This is a genomic window from Paenibacillus sp. yr247, from assembly GCF_900103825.1.
In the GTDB taxonomy this organism is placed as follows: Bacteria; Bacillota; Bacilli; order Paenibacillales; family NBRC-103111; genus Paenibacillus_E.
Window position 1 is genome coordinate 479,139 of the sequence record NZ_FNIF01000001.1, and the last position, 23,747, is coordinate 502,885.

23 protein-coding genes and 1 other annotated feature are annotated in these 23,747 nt (G+C 45.1%); of the genes, 22 read left to right on the forward strand and 1 reads right to left on the reverse strand.

Annotation, left to right across the window (positions count from 1 at the left end; genetic code table 11):
- The first annotated feature begins 88 nt into the window (after positions 1-88).
- From mraY to ileS, 20 genes are all read left to right on the forward strand, one after another.
- Positions 89-1,024: a phospho-N-acetylmuramoyl-pentapeptide-transferase gene (mraY, locus tag BLT91_RS02150; protein WP_090817207.1), complete on the forward strand. Its 936-nt coding sequence runs from the start codon at positions 89-91 to the stop codon at positions 1,022-1,024.
- A 3-nt stretch (positions 1,025-1,027) separates the two neighbouring features.
- Positions 1,028-2,422, forward strand: coding sequence for a UDP-N-acetylmuramoyl-L-alanine--D-glutamate ligase (murD, locus tag BLT91_RS02155; RefSeq protein WP_090816097.1), 1,395 nt, complete (start codon positions 1,028-1,030; stop codon positions 2,420-2,422).
- 98 nt (positions 2,423-2,520) lie between these two features.
- Positions 2,521-3,618 carry a stage V sporulation protein E gene (gene spoVE, locus BLT91_RS02160; protein ID WP_090816099.1) on the forward strand — a complete coding sequence of 366 codons (1,098 nt, stop codon included), beginning with the start codon at positions 2,521-2,523 and terminating at the stop codon, positions 3,616-3,618.
- 7 nt (positions 3,619-3,625) lie between these two features.
- Positions 3,626-4,696: an undecaprenyldiphospho-muramoylpentapeptide beta-N-acetylglucosaminyltransferase gene (locus BLT91_RS02165; RefSeq protein ID WP_090816101.1), complete on the forward strand. Its 1,071-nt coding sequence runs from the start codon at positions 3,626-3,628 to the stop codon at positions 4,694-4,696.
- 203 nt (positions 4,697-4,899) lie between these two features.
- Positions 4,900-5,805, forward strand: a complete 906-nt coding sequence (murB, locus tag BLT91_RS02170) for a UDP-N-acetylmuramate dehydrogenase (RefSeq protein ID WP_090816103.1) — start codon at positions 4,900-4,902, stop codon at positions 5,803-5,805.
- A gap of 15 nt (positions 5,806-5,820) precedes the next feature.
- Positions 5,821-7,089, forward strand: a complete 1,269-nt coding sequence (gene murA, locus BLT91_RS02175) for a UDP-N-acetylglucosamine 1-carboxyvinyltransferase (RefSeq protein WP_090816104.1) — start codon at positions 5,821-5,823, stop codon at positions 7,087-7,089.
- A gap of 126 nt (positions 7,090-7,215) precedes the next feature.
- Entirely contained in the window at positions 7,216-8,124 is a 909-nt protein-coding gene (locus BLT91_RS02180; protein WP_254776752.1) for a cell division protein FtsQ/DivIB, read from the forward strand.
- A 276-nt stretch (positions 8,125-8,400) separates the two neighbouring features.
- Entirely contained in the window at positions 8,401-9,648 is a 1,248-nt protein-coding gene (ftsA, locus tag BLT91_RS02185; protein WP_090816106.1) for a cell division protein FtsA, read from the forward strand.
- A gap of 30 nt (positions 9,649-9,678) precedes the next feature.
- On the forward strand, positions 9,679-10,800 hold the full coding sequence (gene ftsZ / locus BLT91_RS02190; RefSeq protein WP_090816108.1) for a cell division protein FtsZ: 1,122 nt from the start codon (positions 9,679-9,681) through the stop codon (positions 10,798-10,800).
- Between the two features lie 232 nt (positions 10,801-11,032).
- Positions 11,033-11,956, forward strand: a complete 924-nt coding sequence (spoIIGA, locus tag BLT91_RS02195; protein ID WP_090816109.1) for a sigma-E processing peptidase SpoIIGA — start codon at positions 11,033-11,035, stop codon at positions 11,954-11,956.
- A gap of 223 nt (positions 11,957-12,179) precedes the next feature.
- Positions 12,180-12,902, forward strand: a complete 723-nt coding sequence (sigE, locus tag BLT91_RS02200; protein WP_090816111.1) for an RNA polymerase sporulation sigma factor SigE — start codon at positions 12,180-12,182, stop codon at positions 12,900-12,902.
- 215 nt (positions 12,903-13,117) lie between these two features.
- Complete coding sequence (sigG, locus tag BLT91_RS02205) at positions 13,118-13,900, forward strand: RNA polymerase sporulation sigma factor SigG (RefSeq protein ID WP_090816113.1); 783 nt, start codon at positions 13,118-13,120, stop codon at positions 13,898-13,900.
- A gap of 139 nt (positions 13,901-14,039) precedes the next feature.
- Entirely contained in the window at positions 14,040-14,339 is a 300-nt protein-coding gene (locus BLT91_RS02210; protein WP_090816115.1) for a YlmC/YmxH family sporulation protein, read from the forward strand.
- Positions 14,340-14,454: 115 nt separating this feature from the next.
- Positions 14,455-15,300 (forward strand): peptidoglycan editing factor PgeF, encoded by an 846-nt coding sequence (pgeF, locus tag BLT91_RS02215; protein WP_090816117.1) that lies wholly within the window; start codon positions 14,455-14,457, stop codon positions 15,298-15,300.
- 44 nt (positions 15,301-15,344) lie between these two features.
- Entirely contained in the window at positions 15,345-16,031 is a 687-nt protein-coding gene (locus BLT91_RS02220) for a YggS family pyridoxal phosphate-dependent enzyme (RefSeq protein ID WP_090816119.1), read from the forward strand.
- Between the two features lie 40 nt (positions 16,032-16,071).
- On the forward strand, positions 16,072-16,494 hold the full coding sequence (locus BLT91_RS02225; RefSeq protein ID WP_090816121.1) for a cell division protein SepF: 423 nt from the start codon (positions 16,072-16,074) through the stop codon (positions 16,492-16,494).
- Positions 16,495-16,559: 65 nt separating this feature from the next.
- Positions 16,560-16,799, forward strand: a complete 240-nt coding sequence (locus BLT91_RS02230; RefSeq protein WP_090817213.1) for a YggT family protein — start codon at positions 16,560-16,562, stop codon at positions 16,797-16,799.
- Between the two features lie 2 nt (positions 16,800-16,801).
- Positions 16,802-17,584 (forward strand): YlmH family RNA-binding protein, encoded by a 783-nt coding sequence (locus BLT91_RS02235; RefSeq protein ID WP_090816123.1) that lies wholly within the window; start codon positions 16,802-16,804, stop codon positions 17,582-17,584.
- 157 nt (positions 17,585-17,741) lie between these two features.
- The gene (locus tag BLT91_RS02240) at positions 17,742-18,218 is read left to right on the forward strand and encodes a DivIVA domain-containing protein (RefSeq protein WP_090816125.1); all 477 of its coding nucleotides are present in this window, start codon (positions 17,742-17,744) and stop codon (positions 18,216-18,218) included.
- Positions 18,219-18,291: 73 nt separating this feature from the next.
- Positions 18,292-18,538 (forward strand) — a binding site (T-box leader).
- A gap of 63 nt (positions 18,539-18,601) precedes the next feature.
- The gene (gene ileS / locus BLT91_RS02245; protein ID WP_090817215.1) at positions 18,602-21,370 is read left to right on the forward strand and encodes an isoleucine--tRNA ligase; all 2,769 of its coding nucleotides are present in this window, start codon (positions 18,602-18,604) and stop codon (positions 21,368-21,370) included.
- A gap of 54 nt (positions 21,371-21,424) precedes the next feature.
- Here ileS and BLT91_RS02250 read toward each other — a convergent pair whose 3' ends face one another.
- Positions 21,425-22,168 (reverse strand): TraR/DksA C4-type zinc finger protein, encoded by a 744-nt coding sequence (locus BLT91_RS02250; protein WP_090816127.1) that lies wholly within the window; start codon positions 22,166-22,168, stop codon positions 21,425-21,427.
- A gap of 128 nt (positions 22,169-22,296) precedes the next feature.
- Here BLT91_RS02250 and lspA point away from each other — a divergent pair, with 128 nt between their 5' ends.
- Both lspA and BLT91_RS02260 read left to right on the forward strand, forming a co-directional pair.
- Positions 22,297-22,815 (forward strand): signal peptidase II, encoded by a 519-nt coding sequence (lspA, locus tag BLT91_RS02255; protein ID WP_090816129.1) that lies wholly within the window; start codon positions 22,297-22,299, stop codon positions 22,813-22,815.
- Positions 22,790-23,740 (forward strand): RluA family pseudouridine synthase, encoded by a 951-nt coding sequence (locus tag BLT91_RS02260; protein ID WP_090816132.1) that lies wholly within the window; start codon positions 22,790-22,792, stop codon positions 23,738-23,740. The genes lspA and BLT91_RS02260 overlap by 26 nt, the downstream gene beginning before the upstream one ends.
- Positions 23,741-23,747: the final 7 nt, after the last annotated feature.

The following is a 23,747-nucleotide window of genomic DNA, read 5'->3' on the forward strand; positions in this document are numbered from 1 at the left end:
AGTTAACCATATTATGAAACAGTAGATCGTTTTCGTAAGGCGGAAACGAGCAGGGGGAACCAACGTGGAAAACGCAATTTTATTAACGATGGGCGTTGCTTTTGTGCTTGCGCTAATTATGGGACCGCTTTTTATACCTATTTTGCGGCGCATGAAATTTGGCCAACAAATTCGTGAGGATGGCCCGCAAGGGCATCTGAAAAAACAAGGGACACCAACAATGGGCGGGGTCATTATTTTACTCGCGCTGGCCCTTGCTACTCTTCGTTTTGCGGATAAAAATATGGATCTTCTGATCTTGTTAATTGCCTCTTTAGGGTATGGACTCGTTGGCTTTCTTGACGATTACATTAAAATTATTTTTAAGCGCTCGCTCGGACTCACGGCTAAACAAAAGCTGTTCGGTCAACTTCTGATTTCAGCTATTGTCTGTTATTTGTTAGTCATCCAAGGTCATAGCACGGACTTATATATTCCATTTGTGGAGTTCCATTTTAACCCAGGTTGGCTGTATTTTCCGTTAATGGCGATTCTCATGTTAGGCGCATCAAATGCGGTGAATTTCACCGATGGCCTGGATGGCTTGCTTGCAGGGACAAGTGCGATTGCATTCGGTGCTTACACCGTTATTGCAATGAATAACACACAGCCGGAAGCAGCAATTTTCTCTGCGGCCATGGTTGGAGCCGTGCTTGGTTTTCTCGTTTTTAATGCGCATCCAGCCAAAGTGTTTATGGGTGACACCGGCTCGCTTGGTATCGGCGGCGGTCTTGTTGCCGTAGCTATTTTGACTAAAGCGGAACTATTGCTTGCTATTGTAGGCGGTGTGTTCTTGATCGAAATTCTTTCTGTTGTGATCCAAGTTGTTTCATTCAAGACAAGAGGCAAACGAGTTTTCAAAATGAGCCCGATTCATCACCACTTCGAATTGGTCGGATGGTCGGAATGGCGCGTCGTTATCACATTCTGGGTCGTAGGTCTCGTGCTTGCCGTACTCGGATTATATATGAATGAGGTGTTGTAAAGCATGAAACATCCGCGGGAATATCGTGGACTTGAAGTGATTGTTTTAGGCTTGGCTCGGAGCGGTGTCGCTGCGGCTAAGCTTTTTCATCAAAAAGGAGCCCTAGTAACCGTCAACGACAAAAAAGAGCGGAGCGCATGCCCTGAAGCCGACGAATTGGAGGCTCTGGGTATTTCTGTTGTCTGCGGCTTTCATCCGGAGTCCTTGGTGCATTCGGGTGTTGCTCTCGTCGTGAAAAACCCGGGCATACCGTACACGGTAGAGCCGATTCGCAAGGCGGAAGAGCTGGGAATCGAAGTCGTGACTGAGGTTGAGGTTGCTTATCAATTCTGCAAAGCGCCAATTATCGGTATAACGGGGTCAAATGGGAAAACAACCACGACAACTTTGATTGGTTTAATGCTGGACGCAGCTGGATTAGCACCTGTAGTGGCGGGTAATATTGGACGCGCATTAACCGAGGCAGCTCCAGAAGTCACAGCGGATAACTGGATGGTTGTTGAGCTCAGCAGCTTTCAACTGAAAGGGACGACCTCGTTCCGACCAACAATTGCATTATTGTTAAATTTGTATGAAACTCATCTGGATTATCATGGTTCGATGGATGATTATATCGCTTCAAAGGCCAAACTGTTTGCTAATCAAACGGAGGAAGATACGGCAATTCTGAATTGGGATGATGCGGTGTGCCAATCCCTGATTCCTACCCTACGTGCGAAACTGTTCCCATTTTCGATGAAAGCAGCATTGCACTTCGGAGTTTACTTCGATGTGGAGTCAGAGGTTATTGTTTATGCAAACGGTCAAGGTCAAGTATTACCGATAATGCCGGCACGTGAAATGGGGATTCCAGGCAGCTTTAACGTCGAAAACGCATTAGCTGCAGCTGCGGCCGCCATAACAGCAGGTGTGCAGCCTCAGATCATCGCGGACGTACTTAGAAGCTTCCAAGGCGTAGAACACCGTCTGGAGCTCGTGAGAGAGCTGAATGGTGTGACCTTCTATAATAACTCCAAAGCGACGAATGCCGCGGCATCTGTTAAGTCTATTGAGGCGTTCAATCAGAAAGTTGTCTTGATCGCTGGGGGATTGGATCGCGGATCCGATTATATGGAGCTGCTGCCTACTTTCCGTGAGCGCATTAAAGGCATCGTAACCTTAGGTCAAACAAAAGGGAAAATTTCACATATTGCCGAGCTGGCAGGGATTAGCAGCATTCAAACCGTCGATACTGCTAAAGATGCAGCGGACGCGGTTTCACAAGCCGTTCAGCTTGCTTGGCAAATGAGTGAACCTGGAGATATCGTTCTGCTATCACCTGCTTGCGCAAGCTGGGATATGTTCCCCTCTTATGAGGAGAGGGGACGCATGTTTAAGGAGTCCGTGCATAACCTTTAAGTAGGGCTTATCCACATTTGTTTGCTAATAGGTGACATCGTCACCTGCTTGCTATGCATCTTCGGATGATGCCCACAACACACAAAGAGGTGTCTGTTATGGGTAAAGCACGGTCCGCTCCTGACATTTGGATTATTATTCCAACCTTGTTGCTTTTGACAATTGGCGTTATTATGGTTTACAGCGCGAGTAGTGTTCTTGCTTTTCGCGAATTCGGCGACTCCTTGTATTATTTGAAACGGCAATTTATTTTTGCTGTTTTAGGAGTTATTACCATGTTTTTTACCATGAATGTTGATTATTTAGTGTGGAAAAAGATTGCTCGAATCACGCTTTTTATTTGCTTTGCCATGTTGATTATTGTCTTGATTCCCGGCCTCGGGGTTGTTCGTGGTGGAGCTAGAAGCTGGTTAGGGATTGGTGCCTTCGGTATTCAGCCATCCGAATTCATGAAGATTGGGATGATTCTTTATTTATCCAAAATGTTGTCCGAGCAGCAGGCAAAAATTACGCTTTTTACTAAGGGTCTGTTACCGCCGCTTGGTATTATGGGCTTAGCCTTCGGTCTCATTATGCTTCAGCCCGATCTTGGGACTGGCGTAGTGCTCGTTGGAGCTTCACTCCTCATCATCTATACTTCGGGTGCAAGATTGCTTCATCTCTCTTATCTAGGTATGATAGGGGTTGCTGGTTTTGTTGGACTCGTCATTGCTGCCCCCTACCGATTACAGCGAATTACCGCTTTCTTGGATCCCTGGCAGGATCCGTTAGGAGCAGGCTATCAGTCCATTCAATCGCTGTATGCCATTGGACCTGGAGGCTTGGTGGGGCTAGGACTTGGAATGAGCCGTCAGAAATACAGCTATTTACCAGAGCCGCAAACGGACTTTATTTTCTCCATTATTGCTGAGGAGCTTGGTTTTATTGGCGGGACGCTGGTACTGCTGCTCTTTACGATTCTTGTATGGCGCGGGATGCGGGCTGCCATTACGGCACCGGATACGTTTGCCAGTTTGATCGCTGTAGGGATTATCGGCATGATTGCTGTGCAGGTTATTATTAATATTGGTGTTGTTATCGGGATGTTCCCGGTAACCGGCATTACATTGCCATTCATAAGTGCAGGAGGGTCTTCATTGACGCTTATGCTGACATCGGTCGGCATCCTGCTCAATATATCCCGTTATTCGAGGTGACAGGGGAATGAAAACGATTGTCTTTACCGGAGGAGGCTCCGCAGGACATGTTACTCCTAACATTGCTCTTATTCATAAGCTTGAGCAGCAAGGTTGGGAAATTAAATATATAGGTTCAGCAACGGGCATCGAGAAAGACATCATTGAACGCGAGGGGGTACCTTTTTACCCAATATCGTCAGGGAAATTACGTCGATATTTTGATATCAAAAATTTCAAAGACCCTTTTAAAGTGGTGAAAGGCGTCTATGAGTCTTATAGATTGCTCCGTCGTTTGAAGCCTGCCATCGTCTTTTCGAAGGGTGGGTTCGTTTCCGTCCCGGTTGTTCTTGGCAGTCGGATGAACAGGGTTCCCGTGATTATTCATGAGTCCGATATAACGCCAGGACTAGCGAATAAAATTTCAATTCCTTTTGCAACCAAGGTTTGTGTTACCTTTCCGGAGTCCTTACAGCATGTTCAGAAAGACAAGGCTGTGCTGACAGGGTTGCCGATTCGTGAACACATTCTGAGCGGGAAAGCGTCTCGCGGGTACCAGATTTGTGACTTCCATTCACAGAAGCCGGTTATTTTAGTGATGGGTGGCAGTCTAGGCTCGCAAGTGATTAACCAAGCGGTTAGAGATAACCTAGGGCGATTACTTACTCAGTTTCAGATTGTACACCTTTGCGGAAAAGGCAATATCGCGTCAGAACTTGCCCATACGCGAGGTTATAAACAATTCGAATATTTGAACGAGGAGCTCCCGGATGTTTTGGCGATGACAGAATTGGTTGTTTCACGGGCGGGTGCTACATCCATTTATGAATTTCTCGTACTGGAGAAGCCTATGCTGCTTATTCCGTTATCGCTGCAAGCAAGCCGAGGTGACCAGATTCTGAATGCGAAGTCGTTCCAAAAAGCTGGCTATGCGGATGTACTTCAAGAAGAAGATTTAACAGCCGAGACCCTCGCAGCTCGCGTGGAAGCACTTCATGCGAACAGAGAGACTTACAAAGCTACGATGCAATCACGAAACGATAACGATGCCGTTGCATCGATCGTAAAACTGATTGAGACCTATTGTTTATCGTCTTAGATTTTCGAAAGCGAATAGGCGATTGTCACACTCTATCCGATATTACATAAACTACACTATAACCGTGACAGACACCTAAGGCTTTATATGGCGCCAAGTAAAGAAGACCGGCCATCTTCCACTTGGTCTGTATTTTTGAAATTATGGAGCATGAAGCAGTTTCCCGATAATTTCGCCCTACGTTCTGTGAAGGAGGTTTTCCCATGCAACAGTTAATATCCGACTTACAGGCAGCAAATATTGGCGAGATTCGAACGAATGAACGACTGGCCCCATACACGACTTGGAAAATCGGAGGTCCGGCCGATTGTCTGATCATCCCCCAAACGAAAGAGCAGGTCGTAGATGTCATCCGTTTCCTGCATCAACGAGGAATTCCATGGACGATAATTGGTCGTGGATCTAACTTGCTGGTAAGTGATAAAGGAATTAGAGGGGTAGTTATTAAACTTGGTCATGCGTTGGAATCTCTTCGCTTCGAAGGTGCGATGGTCTACGCTGGGGGTTCCTATTCGTTCATTAAATTGTCCGTACTAGCGGCTAAAGAAGGTTTAACCGGACTGGAGTTTGCTTCTGGCATACCCGGTTCTGTGGGAGGCGCCGTCTACATGAATGCAGGGGCTCACGGGTCCGATGTGTCACGCATACTCAAGCAGGCTGAAGTCATCCTGGACACAGGGGAATTGGTCACTATGCAGGCGGAAGATTTGCAGTATGCTTATCGACATTCCATTCTGCACCTACTACCCGGCATTGTAACAGAAGCTGTCTTTGAATTACAGGTCGGAGATCGCAAAGAAATCGCGGGAGCCATGGCGGCATACCGGGATCGGCGCCTCCGCACGCAACCGCTTCAATTAGCTTGCGCTGGAAGTGTATTCCGCAACCCCGAAGGGGGATTCGCAGCTAAGCTCATCGAAGATGCTGGCCTGAAAGGCAAACGTGTCGGTGGAGCGGAAATCTCTACGCTGCACGCCAATTTCATTGTTAATACCGGAGATGCTACAGCCGAGGACGTTCTCACTCTCATTGGCGAAGTACAGGAGATCGTACAGAAACTGTACGGCATATCGCTTGTAACGGAAGTTTTGGTGATGGGTGAGAGGTAAATCGGAGGTGGAACTTTGGAGAAGCTCGTTATCGAAGGTGGAAGACCTCTCTCGGGAGCCATCCAGATACACGGCGCGAAAAACGCCGCATTACCAATTTTAGCAGCCTGCATCCTGGCCAGCGGCACTCATACTCTGCATAATGTTCCTAATTTGCTCGATATCGACACCATGCTGCGAATTCTTAGCGCGCTGGGTTGTCGTGCCGAGCAGCAAGGGGATACGGTATCTATCACAACATCCACAGCTCATTCCTCTCATATCCCTGAAGAATTGATGGGGCAAATGCGTTCTTCCATCTTTCTTATGGGTCCGCTGCTCGCCAGATTCGGCAGTGTCACTGTCTATCAACCAGGTGGCTGCGCAATCGGCGAACGTAAAATCGATTTGCACCTTAAAGGTTTGCAGGCTCTCGGAGCCAACATTGAAGAATTCGCCAACAAAATTGTTTGCACGGCAGATTCACTGCGTGGTTGTGAGATCTTTCTAGACTTCCCAAGTGTCGGAGCTACGGAAAATATTATGATGGCAGCTGTGAAAGCTGAAGGCATCACAACAATTTACAATGCTGCTCGTGAACCTGAGATTCAGGATTTGCAAAACTTCCTGAACGCTATGGGCGCCGATATCATTGGAGCAGGTACGGACACCATAACGATTCGCGGAGTGGATTCGTTATCTCCTTGCACATATCGCATCATTCCTGATCGAATTGTAGCTGGTACCTTCCTTGTTGCTGCTGCAGCAACAAAAGGAAACATCACCTTGGAGCAGGTGAACCCAGCTCATTTAACCTCGGTGATTCATGTCCTGAGGCGTGCAGGTGTTCAAATCATCACGGACGGTGATATAATACATGTAAGCTGTCCGACAAGACCAAAGGCAGTCGAACGTATTGTGACTTCACCGCATCCTTCCTTTCCAACAGATCTTCAATCGCAAGTTATGGTGCTGTTATCTCTAGCAGATGGACTTAGCGTGATGAAAGAAACGATCTTTGAAGGTAGATTCAAGCACGTTGATGAACTATCCCGTATGGGTGCAGATATCCGTGTAGATTTGAGCTCAGCCTTTATCCGAGGTGTTCCAAGGTTATATGGAGCCACGGTTGAAGCAACTGATCTGCGAGCTGGCGCAGCGCTTGTTATAGCGGGTCTGGCTGCGCATGGCACGACGATTGTTGAGCAGATTCATCATATCGATAGAGGTTATGATAGAATTGAACATATGCTTTCCAGGTTAGGTGCTTCCGTGCATCGTCAATCACCTGTCCCAAGTGAGTAGAACATTTGAATGAATTCCGCGAATCCCTTCCTGCTTACAGGTGGGGATACACGGTTTTCATTGATTTTGTCATATACAAGGTTGCAAATATAATACTTCATACGAAACTATTAGGTGGTGCCCATCTTGTCCGAAGACCGCAAAGTACCCGCTCTGCCCGTCACTAAGCCACGCGCGCGTACCAATCGGAAGCTGCTCGTTTTCTTATTCATTTTTTTTATGACGATTCTAATTATTCTATTTTTTCAATCTTCCCTTAGTCGCATTAGTGCCATTGAAGTTGAGGGGAACGAGCTCATGGCTTCAGATGCAATTGGACAAGCTAGTCAAATTGCGGTTGGAGACCGTTTCTTTGCAGTAAGCTCACAAACGATTGAGCAGCGTATCGCCAAGCTGCCTATGATTAAGACAGCAGCGGTGAAGAAGCGTTTCCCAGGCATTATTCATATTACCGTGCAAGAATTTCCCAAAGTCGCTTTCCAAATTGGAGGAGACGGCAAGAAACAGGCAGTGCTTGCGGATGGCGCTGTCGTACAGCTATCTTCAGGAAGCATTCCTTTGGACATGCCCATTTTGACAGGATGGACAGATGGCGATCCGAATAAGGCCGCACTTTGCAAAGTGCTTGGTGAGATCCCGGAGAGCGCACTCTCCGACATTTCCGAAATCAAACCGGATCCCTCGGAACCGTATCCCGACAAAATCAAGCTATACACAAGATCACAGTTCGAAGTGTATACAACTATTGCCTATTTACCTGAGAAAATTGACAATTTGCCTGCTTATATAGCAAGCTTACAAGAAGATCATATTACCAATGGTGTTATCAAAATGTTAGAAGTGGAGTATCACGCTCCATTCGAACCGAACGAAGAGTCCAAGACTGAAACGAACAATCAAACCGGTCAGAAAGCAGCAGGCAGTTCTTCGAGTCCTACTCCCGATTCGAACAAAGATGGGGCCAAGACAAGTCCGAAACCGACCCCAAAAGCGCCCCCAAAATCATTACCAAAAGAAACAGTGCGTCCTTCCTGACAAAAAAACGTTATATGGACTACTCAATCGCTGAAAATAGTGCTAAAATTAGATTTATGGTTAAATAAGTATCTAGTAGAACTTACAATCTTTACAAGTAGTAACTAGACAGGATCTATATCATTTCTCATTAATTATGACTAGTAAAGTAGACGACTTTTTTTCTGGCAAAAAAAATGTAGAAAAAAGAGGGAATATGACGGTTGTGTGGAATACGTATTTAAGTATTTGTAATGAAAACACTTTATTATCCAAGTTACAGGAGGTGCCAGGGGCTTGAGCAACAATGACATCATTGTTAGTTTAGACATCGGTACATCCAAGGTTCGTGCTATTATTGGGGAAGTTGTTAACGGAACCATTAATATAATAGGTGTGGGATCTGCCGAGTCAGAGGGTATTCGTAAAGGCGCAATCGTTGACATTGATCAAACTGTGAATTCAATTCGCAGCGCTGTTGATCATGCTGAACGTATGGTCGGCGTACAAATTTCCGAGGTTTACGTAGGAATTTCAGGGAATCATATTGCTCTTCAATCAAGTCACGGTGTTGTCGCTGTTTCTAATGAAGACCGAGAGATCGGGGAAGAGGATATCGATCGTGTTATTCAGGCGGCCAGAGTCATCGCATTACCTCCCGAGCGTGAAATTATTGGAGTTGTACCTAAGCAGTATTTAGTAGATGGACAAGAAGGCATAAACGATCCTCGTGGCATGATTGGTGTTCGCCTAGAAGTGGAAGCGACAATAATCACTGGTGCGAAGACGGGGATACATAATTTAATCCGTGTTGTGGAAAAATCCGAACTAAAGGTCGCAGGTCTTATCTTAATGTCGCTTGCGTCTGGGCAGTTGGCCTTATCCAAGGATGAGAAAGCTGTTGGGACGATACTGGTTGATGTAGGAGCAGGAGCAGCTACCATTGCTGTATTTGAACAAGGCAATCTTATGGCAACATCGACTATTCAAATTGGAGGCGAGTATATCAGCAATGATATCTCGATAGGACTCCGGACTCAGCTCGAAATCGCTGAGAAAATTAAGCTGAAATACGGCTGTGCATCGGTCGAAGATTCAGCTCCTGATCAAGTTTTTAAGGTTACGAGAATGGGAAGCAACGTGGAAAAAGAGTTTTCGCAAGTTGACCTCGCGAATATAATTGAACCCCGAGTTGAGGAAATTTTCCAAATGATCCGTGCGGAAGTGCATCGTTTGGGATACAGTGATCTAGCCGGTGGGTATGTACTCACAGGTGGAACCGTTGCTATGCCAGGTATACTTAACATCGCACAATCTGAACTCGCAACGTCTGTACGAATCGCCGTTCCTGATTTCATTGGGGTGCGTGATCCTTCCTACACAAGTGGGGTTGGCATCATTCAGTTTGTCGCCAAGTACATGAAAAATCGGAATTCGGGTTTCTCGAAGAAAATTGTTACGAAGTCCACAACTAAAAAATCCTCCGAAAGTATTAAACCAGGTTTCCTTGAACGGGTAAAAAATTTTTTCAGTGAATTTATATAGTGAACGCAAAGTTAGGGGGATATGACTCACATGTTTGAATTTGATATGGATTTAGACCAATTGGCTCAAATAAAGGTCATCGGTGTTGGTGGCGGCGGAAGTAACGCAGTAAATCGTATGATCGAGAATGGTGTTAAGGGCGTTGAGTTTATTACTGTAAATACAGATGCTCAAGCTTTACACCTAGCGAAGTCTGTTCATAAGTTGCAAATAGGTGATAAACTGACGCGCGGTCTTGGCGCAGGTGCGAACCCTGAAGTAGGTAAGAAAGCGGCAGAAGAGTCAAGGGAGACAATTCTGAATACGCTTCGCGGCGCAGACATGGTATTCGTTACTGCAGGTATGGGTGGCGGTACAGGTACTGGTGCAGCTCCAGTTATTGCTGAAATCGCAAAAGAAGTAGGAGCTCTAACAGTTGGTGTCGTCACTCGTCCGTTTACTTTCGAAGGACGTAAGCGCTCCTTGCAAGCTGAGCAAGGCATTGCAGCTCTAAAAGAGAAGGTTGACACACTAATTATTATCCCGAATGACCGTCTCTTGGAGATTGTAGATAAGAAGACGCCAATGCTTGAAGCTTTCCGCGAAGCAGATAACGTGCTTCGTCAAGGTGTACAAGGGATCTCAGACTTAATTGCTGTACCTGGACTAATTAACTTGGACTTTGCTGATGTCAAAACGATTATGACAGAGCGCGGCTCCGCCCTCATGGGGATCGGTGTAGCAACTGGCGAAAATCGTGCGGCTGAAGCAGCTAAAAAAGCGATTTCCAGTCCTTTGTTGGAAACATCTATCGAAGGAGCTCGTGGTGTTCTCATGAACATTACGGGTGGCGTGAATCTTAGCTTGTATGAAGTAAATGAAGCGGCTGATATCGTTGCATCCGCATCAGATATCGAAGTGAACATGATTTTTGGAGCTGTTATTGATGATAAACTCAAGGATGAAATTCTTGTTACGGTTATCGCAACTGGCTTCGAGCATAAGGCAGCACCTGTGCATCAATCGGTCAAGCGTCCTGTTACCGGACAACCGGAAACAACGACTTCTGACAATCGGTTGAACAACCTGAAGCCTTTTGGTACACAACCATCTAACGACCAATTAGATATTCCGACGTTCCTGCGCAACCGCGGGCGGAATACCGACAAATAATTACAAAATATATGTAAAGAGGCCGAAGCCCTACTAGACGTAGAGGCTTCGGTTTTTTGTTATTCTTAGGGCTTTTCTAGCTTGGAATAGACCGCGTCAACTGACAAAAAAAGTAGTAGCCTACTAGCAAGTTTAGACAGACTTTGAAATAGGATTCCCCTATACTGATTTAGAACCTTAAAGTTTCGTCAGGAAAATGGTTAATAGCATCTGTCATGGAGGTGAGGACATTGTGGTCGTCTATGCGGATCTCATTTTCCTATTGAACTTTCTGATGGATGCGGCCATGCTTATCGTAACAGCTAAAACGCGGAAAATATCGTTCAAGTGGTGGAGAATCGTAGGTTCGTCGTTTTTAGGAGCTTCTTATGTCGTGATCATGTTCTTGCCAGTGCCTTTGTTTCTATTTACATTTTCTGTGAAATGTATGTTTTGTATTGGTATGATTATGACTGCTTTTGGGTTTGGATCCTTACAAAATTTATTGAGAAACCTCGGAACGTTCCTCTTAGTAAATTTTGCTGTGGCCGGCGGTATGTTCGGCATTCATTATGTACTGGCATCCTCTTCTGATATTATGAAAGGGATTGTATTCACACAATCCGGTATGCCCATATTTCAATTACAGATTGGCGGTATCTTATTTGTGCTCGTTTTACTCCTTCCTTTGCTATGGTGGTTCAAAACGGTGTTTCAAAGTACGAAGCAGCGTGAGGTGCTGACGACTTTTCTGGCAGAGGTAACGATTCATGTGGGTGATTATACAGCCACTTGCAAAGGTTTAATTGATACGGGAAATCAATTGTATGACCCGTTAACACGCACCCCTGTGATGGTGATGGAAGTGTCTGAGTGGGGTGATGTATTGCCTGTAGAGTGGCTTCAAAGGATTCGGTCTGCAGATGTTGACCAGATCATAAGTGGTTTGGGTGTAGAAGAATTTATTTGGCAAGATCGCTTGCGCCTCGTACCATACCGTGGTGTCAATCGGAATACCCAATTCATGCTGGCCATTAAACCGGATAAGGTGGTGATCACCCATAATCATACACAAATTGAAGCTTTTAAGGTACTTATCGGACTCGATGGAGGGAAGCTTTGCAGTGACGGCACCTATCAAGCGATTATCCATCCAGCCTTAATTTCAGCGGGATAGCGCTTTCAGAATTGATGTTTAGGACGACAACAAGCTACCATGAAATAGCACTCCTGTTTAGGAAATTAGGTTTTCTAGTGAAAAACTCAACCTATTTTTACAATGAAAGTTTTATTTACGTGGAGCTCAGCCTATGCTTACGATGAAAGTTTTGCACAGCAAAACTAAGCGAATGCTAACGAAGTTAGTTTTGCAAACGCAAAACTCTTAGGAGGTAACTAACATGCTCTTGAAGTGGAAAATGCTTTTTCAACTAGCGTATTATCGTATTTTAATGCTATTAGGTCTTAAAGGAGAGGAAATCTATTACATAGGTGGTAGTGAAGCATTACCGCCTCCACTTACGAGAGAAGAAGAAGAATACCTATTGGAAAAGTTACCGTCTGGGGATGCTGCAATTCGAGCTATGCTGATTGAGCGCAACCTTAGATTGGTTGTCTATATAGCTAGAAAGTTCGAAAATACAGGCATCAATATTGAGGATTTGGTTTCAATTGGTGCTATCGGCTTAATTAAAGCAGTGAACACCTTTGACCCGGAGAAAAAGATTAAGCTGGCTACATACGCTTCACGTTGCATTGAAAATGAAATCCTGATGTACTTGCGACGGAATAGTAAAATTCGTACGGAAGTATCCTTTGATGAACCGCTGAACATTGATTGGGATGGCAATGAACTTCTATTATCCGATGTACTTGGAACAGAAAATGATACAATTTACCGCAACATCGAGGAACAGGTGGATCGCAAGCTGCTGCATAAGGCGCTGGATAAGCTAAGCGAACGAGAGCGAATCATTATGGAGCTTCGCTTCGGCTTGCAAGACGGCGAGGAAAAAACACAAAAGGACGTCGCTGACTTACTGGGCATTTCGCAATCGTACATCTCCAGATTGGAAAAGCGAATTATTAAAAGGCTTCGCAAGGAGTTTAATAAGATGGTGTAAGGAGAAAAGAGAGCATGTGATGGAGTCACCGTCCAGCTTCTCTTTTTTTTGTGAAAAATATTTTTTGGCGGGTCATGTCGAAATTGTTCAGCAGTCACGGGAGGGAGCGAGTCGAAGCCCTTTTGTCAAGTGGTTGCAGAGGGGGTAGGATAGGAATAAATCATACACTCACGGGGATAATTAACAGTAATGTTTCTCCTTGGGAGGTAATCACGGTGACCCGAAATAAAGTTGAGATTTGTGGTGTTGATACCGCCAAACTGCCAGTTCTGACCAATGTTGAAATGCGTGAGCTGTTTGCTGATTTGCAGACCAAACAGGAGCGAGCTGCAAGAGAGAAATTGGTTAATGGGAACCTCAGATTGGTTCTAAGTGTGATCCAGCGGTTCAACAATCGAGGAGAGTATGTGGACGATCTCTTCCAAGTTGGCTGTATTGGTTTGATGAAAGCCATTGATAACTTTGATTTGAGCCAAAACGTTAAATTCTCAACCTATGCTGTACCGATGATAATAGGTGAGATTCGCCGCTACTTACGTGATAATAACCCGATTCGCGTTTCTCGTTCCTTAAGAGATATTGCTTACAAAGCTTTACAAGTCAGAGATAGCTTGACGAATCAAAATTCACGCGAGCCTACGATCTATGAAATATCCGAGGCGCTTAATGTGCCAAAAGAAGATGTGGTATTCGCACTCGACGCAATTCAAGATCCGGTTTCGTTATTTGAACCGATTTATCATGATGGCGGAGATCCCATTTATGTGATGGATCAGATTAGTGATGAGCGGAATAAGGACATGTCATGGATTGAAGGAATTGCTCTTCGCGAAGCCATGCGCAAACTGAATGCTAGGGAGAAGATGATCCTCTCCATGCGCTTTTTTGAAGGGAAAACACAGATGGAGGTTGCCGATGAGATTGGCATTTCCCAGGCACAGGTTTCTCGGCTTGAGAAATCGGCCATCTGTCAAATGCAAAAACACGTGAAATCGTAATTTCTTTACATAAAGACTGGATCGGCTGTGACAAGCTGTGAAGGTCTTTTTTTGGTTTTCAGGACATTTTGCCCACACGGTACATATACTAGTACAAAATCAGTTAAAAATCCTAATGAGATACGTGGTGAATAGCCTCATGAAAATATCTGATTTTCAGACGAAGGACGTAATCAATATTGTAGATGGCAAAAAGCTCGGGCAAATCAGCGATTTGGAGCTTGATCTGCGGCAGGGTCGTATCGAATCGATCGTTGTACCTAATCAGACCCGATTTTTCGGATTATTTGGTTCAGGGACAGATGTCATCATACCTTGGAAGCATATTGTGAAAATCGGTGCCGATGTTGTTCTCGTGAAACTCGAAGATGCCCGTCCTTATCGTCAAACGGAAGAAAACGAGGGTGTTTATGAGTTCAATCGGCAATTCCGTAATTGACGAAAGGCACACGATCGAAGGCTGCTGCATTGAGGGCAGGCCAAGCAGATATCGTGTGTCTTTTTGTTTTGTGCTAAAGTAAAGAAAAGATGTATGTGTGGGGAGAGAGAAAATCGTGGAACCATTTGTGAAACAAGTCAAAGAAGGCAGGCCTGTCTTATTTACGATAGCAAGCTGGATGGAGCAATTCAGTGAACTAACGGTTGGTTTTACATCCCGCCATGGCGGAGTTAGCAGGGCACCCTATTCGACACTCAATTGCGGACTTCATGTGAATGATTTACCTGAGCATGTAGTGAAGAACCGTGAGTTAATAGCTGAAGCCATAGGCCAGCCGTTTGAAGCATTTACTTATGCTGAGCAGGTACATGGTAATGAAGTTACCGTAGTAGGCTTACAAGAGAAGGGGAAGGGCAGAGCATCCAGAGAATCGGCCATTCAAGCGAAGGACGGTTTCATAACAAATGAGAAGGGGATTGTTCTTTGTGCGCAATTTGCGGATTGTGTGCCATTGTTTTTCTATGATCCCGTAAAGCGTGTTGCAGGGCTTGCTCACGCGGGTTGGAAGGGTTCAGTGTTAAACATTTCCATGGCTACAATTTCCTTAATGACACATACTTTTGGAAGTCAGCCCGCTGACATACGAGCAGCAATTGGGCCATCCATTGGCGTCTGCTGCTATGAGGTCGACGAGACTGTAGCTAGTCGTGCTTATAAGGTGCTTACGGATGTAAAAGCATCACCAAAAGAGCAGCTAGCTGTGATTACCGACAAAGGAAATGGCAAGTATATGCTGAATTTGCAAGAATTGAACCGAAAATTGTTGCGGGAAGCAGGAATTTTGTCGTCCCATATCGAAGTAACACAGTTATGTACGAGTTGTAGTTCTGCTCTCTTTTTTTCACATCGAAAAGAAGGCGGTCCTACAGGTAGAATGATTGCTTGGATAGGTCTTCTTTAAGAAGATTTTTGCAAGTGATGCGTTGAATCGAGGTGTTTGCATTCGTGAGCTTACTGGCCCGTAAAGAAGAGGTTGAAGCACGTGTCGCCGCCGCATGTAAGCGGTCTGGACGGGACGAAAATGAAATCAAGATTATTGCTGTAACGAAATATGTTTCCTTGGAGACGACCAAAAGTGTATTGGATAAGGGACTTCTCCATATCGGTGAGAATCGCTGGCAAGATGTAAAGCCTAAGTGGGAAGCGCTGCATGAACGGGGAACATGGCATTTCATTGGTCATCTGCAAACAAACAAAGTGAAGGACATCATCGGCAAATTTGCCTACATTCACTCGCTTGATCGCATGTCTCTAGCACGAGAACTGGACAAGCAAGCTGCAGCTCTTGGAATTGAAGTTAATTGTTTTTTACAAGTGAACGTCTCCGGTGAAGAGTCTAAGTATGGCGTAGCACCCGAGCATTTCTTCGATTTTGCTGTAGAAGTTAGCAAACTAAAACATATACATATCACCGGTTTGATGACCATGGCTCCTTATGAGATGGCGGCCGATGCAACAAGACCTGTATTCCGTGGGTTGCGCGAATTGCGAGACCGCTTGAATGAGCGGAAGATTTTTCCTCACGATATTACGGAGTTATCTATGGGCATGTCCGGAGACTTTGAAGTAGCGATTGAAGAAGGGGCTACTTGGATTCGTTTGGGAACCGTTTTGGTTGGGAAAGAAGGATAGTCACAATGTTGATTTAAGAACAAGACAGGAGGGAATTATAGTGGGTGTTTATAACCGATTTATGAATTTTCTTGGATTGCAAGAAGAGGAAGAGATTGTGGAACGGGAGCGCATTGTGGAAACAACAGAAGAACCTGAAACCAATCCGTATGAATTGCGTAATAAAAATAAGGCGAATGTCGTCAGCATTCATTCACAGAAAAATGCACGTGTAGTATTAAGTGAGCCTAGAACTTATGAAGAAACACAAGACATCGCAGATCATCTTCGGTCCCGAAGAGCGGTGGTTGTCAATCTGCAGCGGGTTCGTGGTGACCAAGCCGTTCGCATCGTAGATTTCTTAAGCGGAACGGTATATGCTTTGAATGGGTCTATTTCCAAACTTGGACCGAATATCTTCCTCTGTACACCAGATTCAGTTGATATTCATGGTCACATCTCCGAGATGATGGGTGAGGAATAGGCGCATATCCTAACACAGAGGTGGATGCGTACGTGGTTTACGTTCACTATTATCTTAGTATTTTGATGGAAATTTATTATTTCATGATTATTGGCTATTTGGTGCTCTCTTGGTTTCCTAATGCACGTGAAAGTTTTATCGGAGGGCTCCTAGGAAAATTGGTTGAACCGTACCTGAGTCCATTTCGGAAAATTATTCCAAGCGTCGGATTCATTGATCTCTCGCCAATTGTGGCCTTAATCGCATTGCGATTTGTGGTTATGGGGATTATGGCTGTTCTCGATTTCATTGCAGGGATGTTTTAACATTGCCAAAAGAACTCTATGGTCATTTTCATCCAGACGAACATCATTTTGTCGATAAAGCTTGGGATTGGGTCGAGCGGGCAGCCGAGCAGCATGCTGTGAAGCTAACTGACTTTCTGGATCCCAGACAGGCTTCTATTCTAACATCACTTGTAAACCGACACCCCGATGTTCACTGCCGGCTAGATGGCGGATACGCAGCAGCCGAACGAAGAAGGGCATTGATTGCACCTGATTACCGTTCTTTGGAAGGGGAAGATATGGAGATGGCGGTCCTGTCCGTTTCTTCCGGTGACGGCAAATTTCTAACACTAGAATATGGAGATTACATGGGCGCCATTCTTGGACTCGGCATGAAGCGAGACAAGGTTGGCGATATTCAAGTTATAGAAGGTGGCTGCCATTTTCTGGTTACCCGGGACGCGGCTGATTATTTGCATTTAAACTTGTCTCAGGTGCACAAGGTTCATGTGCAAACGGAACTGCTGCCGCTGGATAAGCTGGAACTAGCATCGGTAAAATTGGACGAGCTGACCTTGTCTGTTGCATCCATGCGAATGGACGGAATTGTAAGCGATGTATTTAGGCTAAGCAGAGCGAAGGTCTTGATGCCTATTCAAGCTGGACGCTGCCGCGTCAATTGGAAGCTTGAGGAAGATCCAAGCAAACCACTTAAAGAAGGCGATATGGTTTCCATGCAAGGATTTGGTAGATTCAAGGTGCTTGAAGTGGAAGGTGTAACGAAAAAAGGAAGAATTCGTGTGAAGATCGGCAAGTTTGCATGAACGTGGATAATTTATCCACGAACTTTGCAGGAATTGCTTATTTTCTGTCGAACTCATTCAGTATAGATGTGGGTTCAAACTAGCTTTCTTATGAAGAAAGTTCAGCTTATGCTTGCGAATTCAGTTTTGCTACGCAAAACGCTAAGGAGGGGCACTGATGCCATTAACACCGTTAGATATACACAATAAGGAGTTTTCACGCTCGTTTCGCGGCTATGATGAAGATCAAGTGAATGAATTCCTCGATCAAGTCATTAAGGATTACGAGGCGTTGATTCGCGAGAATAAAGACTTACAGAATCAAACGGTGACGCTGCAAGAGCGTTTGGATCACTTCACGAATATCGAAGATTCGTTAAGCAAAACGATCATCGTTGCCCAAGAAGCAGCGGATGAAGTCAGAAGCAATGCCAAGAAAGAAGCACAGCTTATCTTGAAGGAAGCCGAGAAAAATGCAGACCGGATTATTAACGAATCCCTGACGCGTTCTCGTAAGGTTGCTTTAGAGATTGAAGAACTGAAGAAGCAGGCATCGATTTACCGCACGCGTTTCCGGACGCTGCTCGAAGCTCAGCTAGAGCTGTTGAACACAGAAGGCTGGCAAAGCATGCAGTTTGAGATTAAAGAAGAATAGAAATGTGGTTCTTTGACGGTTGTCATATTGACTATGCTTGACGAATTCGTTATACTCCTGTTAAATGTATCTCAGTAAAGCTATGACTGGAACGAGTAGGACGTTAAAGCAGTGCCAGCGAATTAGGGTTTTGGTGTGAGCCTAATCTCTGCAGCGTACCGAATATCCCCCAGGAGCGTCTCTTGAATCGAGTAGAGAGAAACGGGTCATGCCGTTACACATGATCGAGTGATAAAGCGATGATTTACACGCCTTTGAGCGTTTGTTCATTTTGCTTTTTAACGAGGGTGGTACCGCGAGTTGAGTTTCTCGTCCCTTTTGGGATGAGAGGCTTTTTTTGTTTTCTAGCTAAAAAGATTGAGGGTAAGAATGGAGTGGTTGAATTGGATTATGGTAAAACATTAAATTTATTGCAAACGGAGTTTCCGATGAGAGGTAACTTACCTCAGGCGGAACCGAAAATTCAAGAGCATTGGGAAGCTGAAGACATCTATGCCAAAGTGCAGGAGAGTCGCAAAGGCAGAACCAAATTTATTTTACATGACGGACCTCCATACGCGAACGGAGATATTCATATTGGGCATGCGCTGAACAAGGTATTGAAAGATATCATTGTGCGATTCAAAACGCTGCAAGGCTTCGATGCACCCTATGTACCAGGCTGGGACACACACGGCTTGCCGATTGAGCAGGTGATTACGAACAGCGGGAAAGTCGATCGTAAAAAAATGACCGTCCCTGAGTTCCGTGAATATTGCAAAGAGTACGCATTGCTATCCGTAGAGAAACAGAAGAGTCAATTTCAACGTCTGGGTATCCGCGGCGACTGGAAGAACCCTTATATCACTCTACAACCGGATTATGAAGCGCAACAAATTCGGGTATTTGGCAAAATGGTACAAAAAGGCTACGTCTACAAGGGTTTGAAGCCGGTCTATTGGTCCCCATCCTCGGAGAGCGCACTCGCGGAGGCTGAGATTGAGTACAAAGAAAAAACATCCACTTCTATTTACGTAGCGTTTCCAATTAAAGATGGAAAAGGAAAGCTGCCGCAAGATGCTGCGATTGTGATCTGGACGACGACAGCCTGGACGCTGCCAGCGAATCTAGGGATCTCCTTACATCCAGAATTCGACTATGCCGTGGTTCAAGCGAACGGTAAGAAATATGTACTCGCTCAAGGCTTGCTTGCAGCTGCATCGAAAGAAATTGGCTGGAGCGATTATGAAGTGTTGTCTACGGTAAAAGGGAGTGAGCTGGAATTTGTTACATGTCAGCATCCATTCTATGACCGGGAATCCCTTGTAATGGTTGGCGAACATGTGACATTAGAAGCAGGTACTGGCTGCGTGCATACGGCTCCTGGACACGGGGAGGATGACTTCGCAATCGGACAACGTTATAACATCGGAGTGCTTTGTCCGGTAGATGATCAAGGGCATTTTACAGCCGAAGCGCCGGGCTTCGAAGGTATGTTCTATGAAAAAGGCGGCAAGCTAATCATAGAAAAGCTGCAAGAATCTGGTCTATTGCTTAAAGCTGGAGAAATACAGCATCAATACGCTCATGATTGGCGGACGAAGAAGCCTGTTATTTACCGTGCAACTGAGCAGTGGTTTGCCTCTATCGATAAATTCAGACAAGAGATGCTGGATGAAATCAAGCAAGTAAAGTGGACGCCGGAGTGGGGAGAAATCCGCCTGCATAACATGATAGCTGACCGCGGAGACTGGTGTATTTCGAGGCAGCGTGCATGGGGTGTGCCAATTCCAATCTTCTATTGTCGCAGCTGTAATGAACCGCTCGTCAATGAGCAAACGATCGAGCATGTGGCTCAGCTATTTGAGCAAGAAGGCTCAAATGCTTGGTTTATCAAGGAAGAGAAAGACCTTCTTCCGGGAGAGACTAACTGTACCAAATGTGGTCATGGCGAGTTCCGTAAGGAAACGGACATCATGGATGTATGGTTTGACTCCGGTTCCAGCCATATAGCTGTTCTAGAATCTCGCCCTGAGCTGCAGTGGCCTGCGGACCTATACTTGGAAGGTTCCGATCAGTACCGTGGTTGGTTCAACTCCTCCCTCATTACAGGTGTTGCTACAAGAGAGAAATCGCCATATAAAGGCATTCTCAGCCATGGTTTTACGCTTGATGGAGAAGGACGTAAGATGTCCAAGTCGATCGGAAATACCATTGATCCTAATGTAGTCTGCGGGAAGCTTGGTGCTGATATCTTGCGTCTGTGGGTATCCTCAGTCGATTATCAATCGGATCACCGGATTTCGGATAATATCCTGAATCAAACGACGGAAGTATACCGCAAAATCCGAAACACCATGCGGTTCTTGCTTGGTAACTTGAATCATTTCAACCCAGCAACAGATCGTGTAGCAACCGGCAGTTTATCCGAACTTGACCGTTATGCGCTAATTCGCCTGAACCGCATGATTGAGAAGGTAGTGAAAGCTTACGAGGCTTATGAATTTCATGTTGTTTACCAAACGATTCATCATTTTTGCGCAGTTGAAATGAGCTCGTTCTACCTAGATATCATCAAGGATCGTTTGTACGCGAATGCACCTCATGATCCTGCTCGTAAAGCTTCGCAAACGGTGCTATACGCGTCACTAATCGCTGTAACTAAGCTGATTTCTCCGATTCTTCCCCATACAGCAGACGAAGTATGGAAGTACATTCCTGGAGAAGAGCTGAGCAGTGTACAGCTCGCGGAGCTGCCAGAAGTGGATTCAAGCTTGTATAATGAGCAATTGGAAAATAAATGGAATAGTTTCCTCGATGTGAGAGATGAAGTTCTGAAGGCTCTCGAGGAAGCACGTAAAGAAAAGGTCATCGGTAACTCGTTAGGGGCAGCTGTAAACCTGTATCCCAATGAAACAACGTTCAACTTACTAACCCAGTTGGAGCAATTGGATCAGTTGTTTATCGTATCTGCTGTCAGTGTGCATCAGCCGGGAACAGGGGTGCCTGAAGGGGCTTTTCAATCGAAGGATGTTGCCATTGCTATTGCTGTAGCAGAAGGCGAAAAGTGTGAGCGCTGCTGGATAGTGACCCCAGAGGTTGGGCAAAGTAAAGAGCATCCGACGCTTTGTGCCAGATGTAATGACGTTGTAACGGCTCATTACCACGAGTGATAAAGGAAACAAACGAGCTGTCGCTTCAAGCGAAGCTCGTTTGTCCTGTTTATTCTAGAGCTGCTCGTCGTACGAGGGTGAAAGATTTTCTGGTTCGAGAAGTGGATCTCCTTCGCCATTATGCATATAATCGCGGTAGGCTTTGCTTCGTACGATTGTGACATGTTCACCATACAAGTCAGTCGCTACAAAGCTCTCAAAAGACTCAACATAGCCTTCGTGTTCATCGGCTTCAATATACATCTCGTTGTAGTTTTCAACGTTCGAGTCTTCAGCAAATGCAGGTGTATTGGATGTGCCCCAACTTTCAACGATTTGCCAGGCATCTTCGCCATCAAATTCGGTCTCATCGTTGCGTTCATCAAAGCTCGTTCGGCCAAAAGGCGGAAAGAGCACTTGTTCTTCGACGGGCCTTCTGAAGGATTGGTTAGGATCAGGTACATGTTCTAAGCAGTATAGTGTGGTAGGAATAGCTTGAAGGCGTTCGAATGGAATCGGTTTTTTGCAAAATACACAAATGCCATAATCCCCACTTTCCATGTGAGCTAAGGCTTCATCCACTTGCTGTAAATGAAATTCTGCATGTTCATTGAGAGAAATATCTTTCTCGCGTTCATAAATTTCTGTAGCGATATCTCCCGGATGGTTATCATACATGGAGAGCTCGCCCGTACTATCTGTGAATGAATTGGACAGGCCAAAATTATCATTCGTGGCAAAGTGTTTTTCGAGATCAAGCTTTTCCTCCAATAATTGCAGATACAATTCTTTTAATTGCTCCTCGGTTAAATGGCTCATAGGTCGTACAGCTCCCTTCTAACACCTGATCCATACCGTTATAATGCCGAGTGGCAGCTTTTTTTAGTGAGGTAATTCCTTGAAAATAAGGAACCGTTCATGCTTACGAAATTTAGGAGGAAAAGATTATGAGATATTATTTTTATGCGCTTATTGTATTTATTTTGGATCAAGTGTCCAAATGGTTCATTATGAAACGTATTCCACTAGGCGAAGAGCGTCCGGTACTCGGTGATTTCTTCATCATTACCTCGCATCGTAATAGGGGCGCTGCATTCGGTATTTTGCAAAACCAAAGATGGTTTTTCATTGTGATTACGCTTGTTGTTGTGATTGGGATTCTCTGGTACATTCGTCGAACGATTCGCGAAGGAAAAACGTTGTTATCTTTTGCTCTAAGTCTGCTGCTCGGAGGAGCTATCGGTAATTTCATTGATCGTGCTTTATTCGGTGAAGTTGTGGATTTCCTGCAGTTTACTTTCGATTTTAGCTTGTTCGGCAAAGCGATATACTACGTTTATCCGATTTTCAATTTAGCTGATTCCGCCATCGTGATCGGGGTTATCCTGATTTTCTTAGACTCATTACTTGCTTGGAGAAAAGAAAAAAAAGGAGCCGCTCATGAACACAAATCAGACCTCGTCTGAAGCCGCGACAAATGATGTGGTCGAATGGATGGTTGAAAAACAGTATGCCAAGGAACGTATCGATAAATTCATAACGGATGCATTGGAAGAAGATGTGTCAAGAACGCTAATTCAGCAATGGGTCAAAGATGGGCATGTTAAAGTGAACGGGAAAGCCATTAAACCAAACTATAAGTTGTCAGAGCATGATGTTATTGGGCTACAAATTCCAGAACCTCAAGGTGTTGAGCTTGCCGCGGAAAACATTCCGCTAAATGTGGTATATGAAGATGCTGACGTCATCGTGATCAATAAGCAGCGGGGACTTGTCGTTCATCCGGCACCAGGACATTATTCAGGTACGTTGGTTAACGCGTTAATGTACCATTGCAAGGATTTATCCGGTATAAACGGAGAACTGCGCCCTGGTATTGTGCATCGGATTGATAAGGACACTTCAGGTCTTATTATGTCAGCAAAGAACGATAAAGCACATGCAAGCTTGGCCGAGCAGTTGAAGGCTCATACGGTTAATCGCAAGTATGTTGCTTTGGTTCATGGGAACCTTCAGCATGATCAGGGGACTATTGACGCTCCAATTGGACGGGATTCACATGATCGCAAAATGTATACCGTTACGGAAAAAAACAGTAAACAAGCGGTGACTCATTTCGTAGTTATCGAGCGCTTTGGCGATTTCACGTTGGTTGAGCTGAAACTGGAAACAGGAAGAACCCACCAAATTCGTGTGCATATGAAATTCATTGGCCATCCCCTAGTTGGCGATCCCATGTATGGCAAGAGCAAAGGGATGCTGATGGACGGGCAAGCGCTGCATGCAGCCATTTTGGGCTTCAAGCATCCACGCACGGGGGAATGGTTGCAATTTGAAGCACCGATTCCAGCTGATATGGAGTACCTTCTGCAAACAATAAGAACATCCTAGGGTTCTT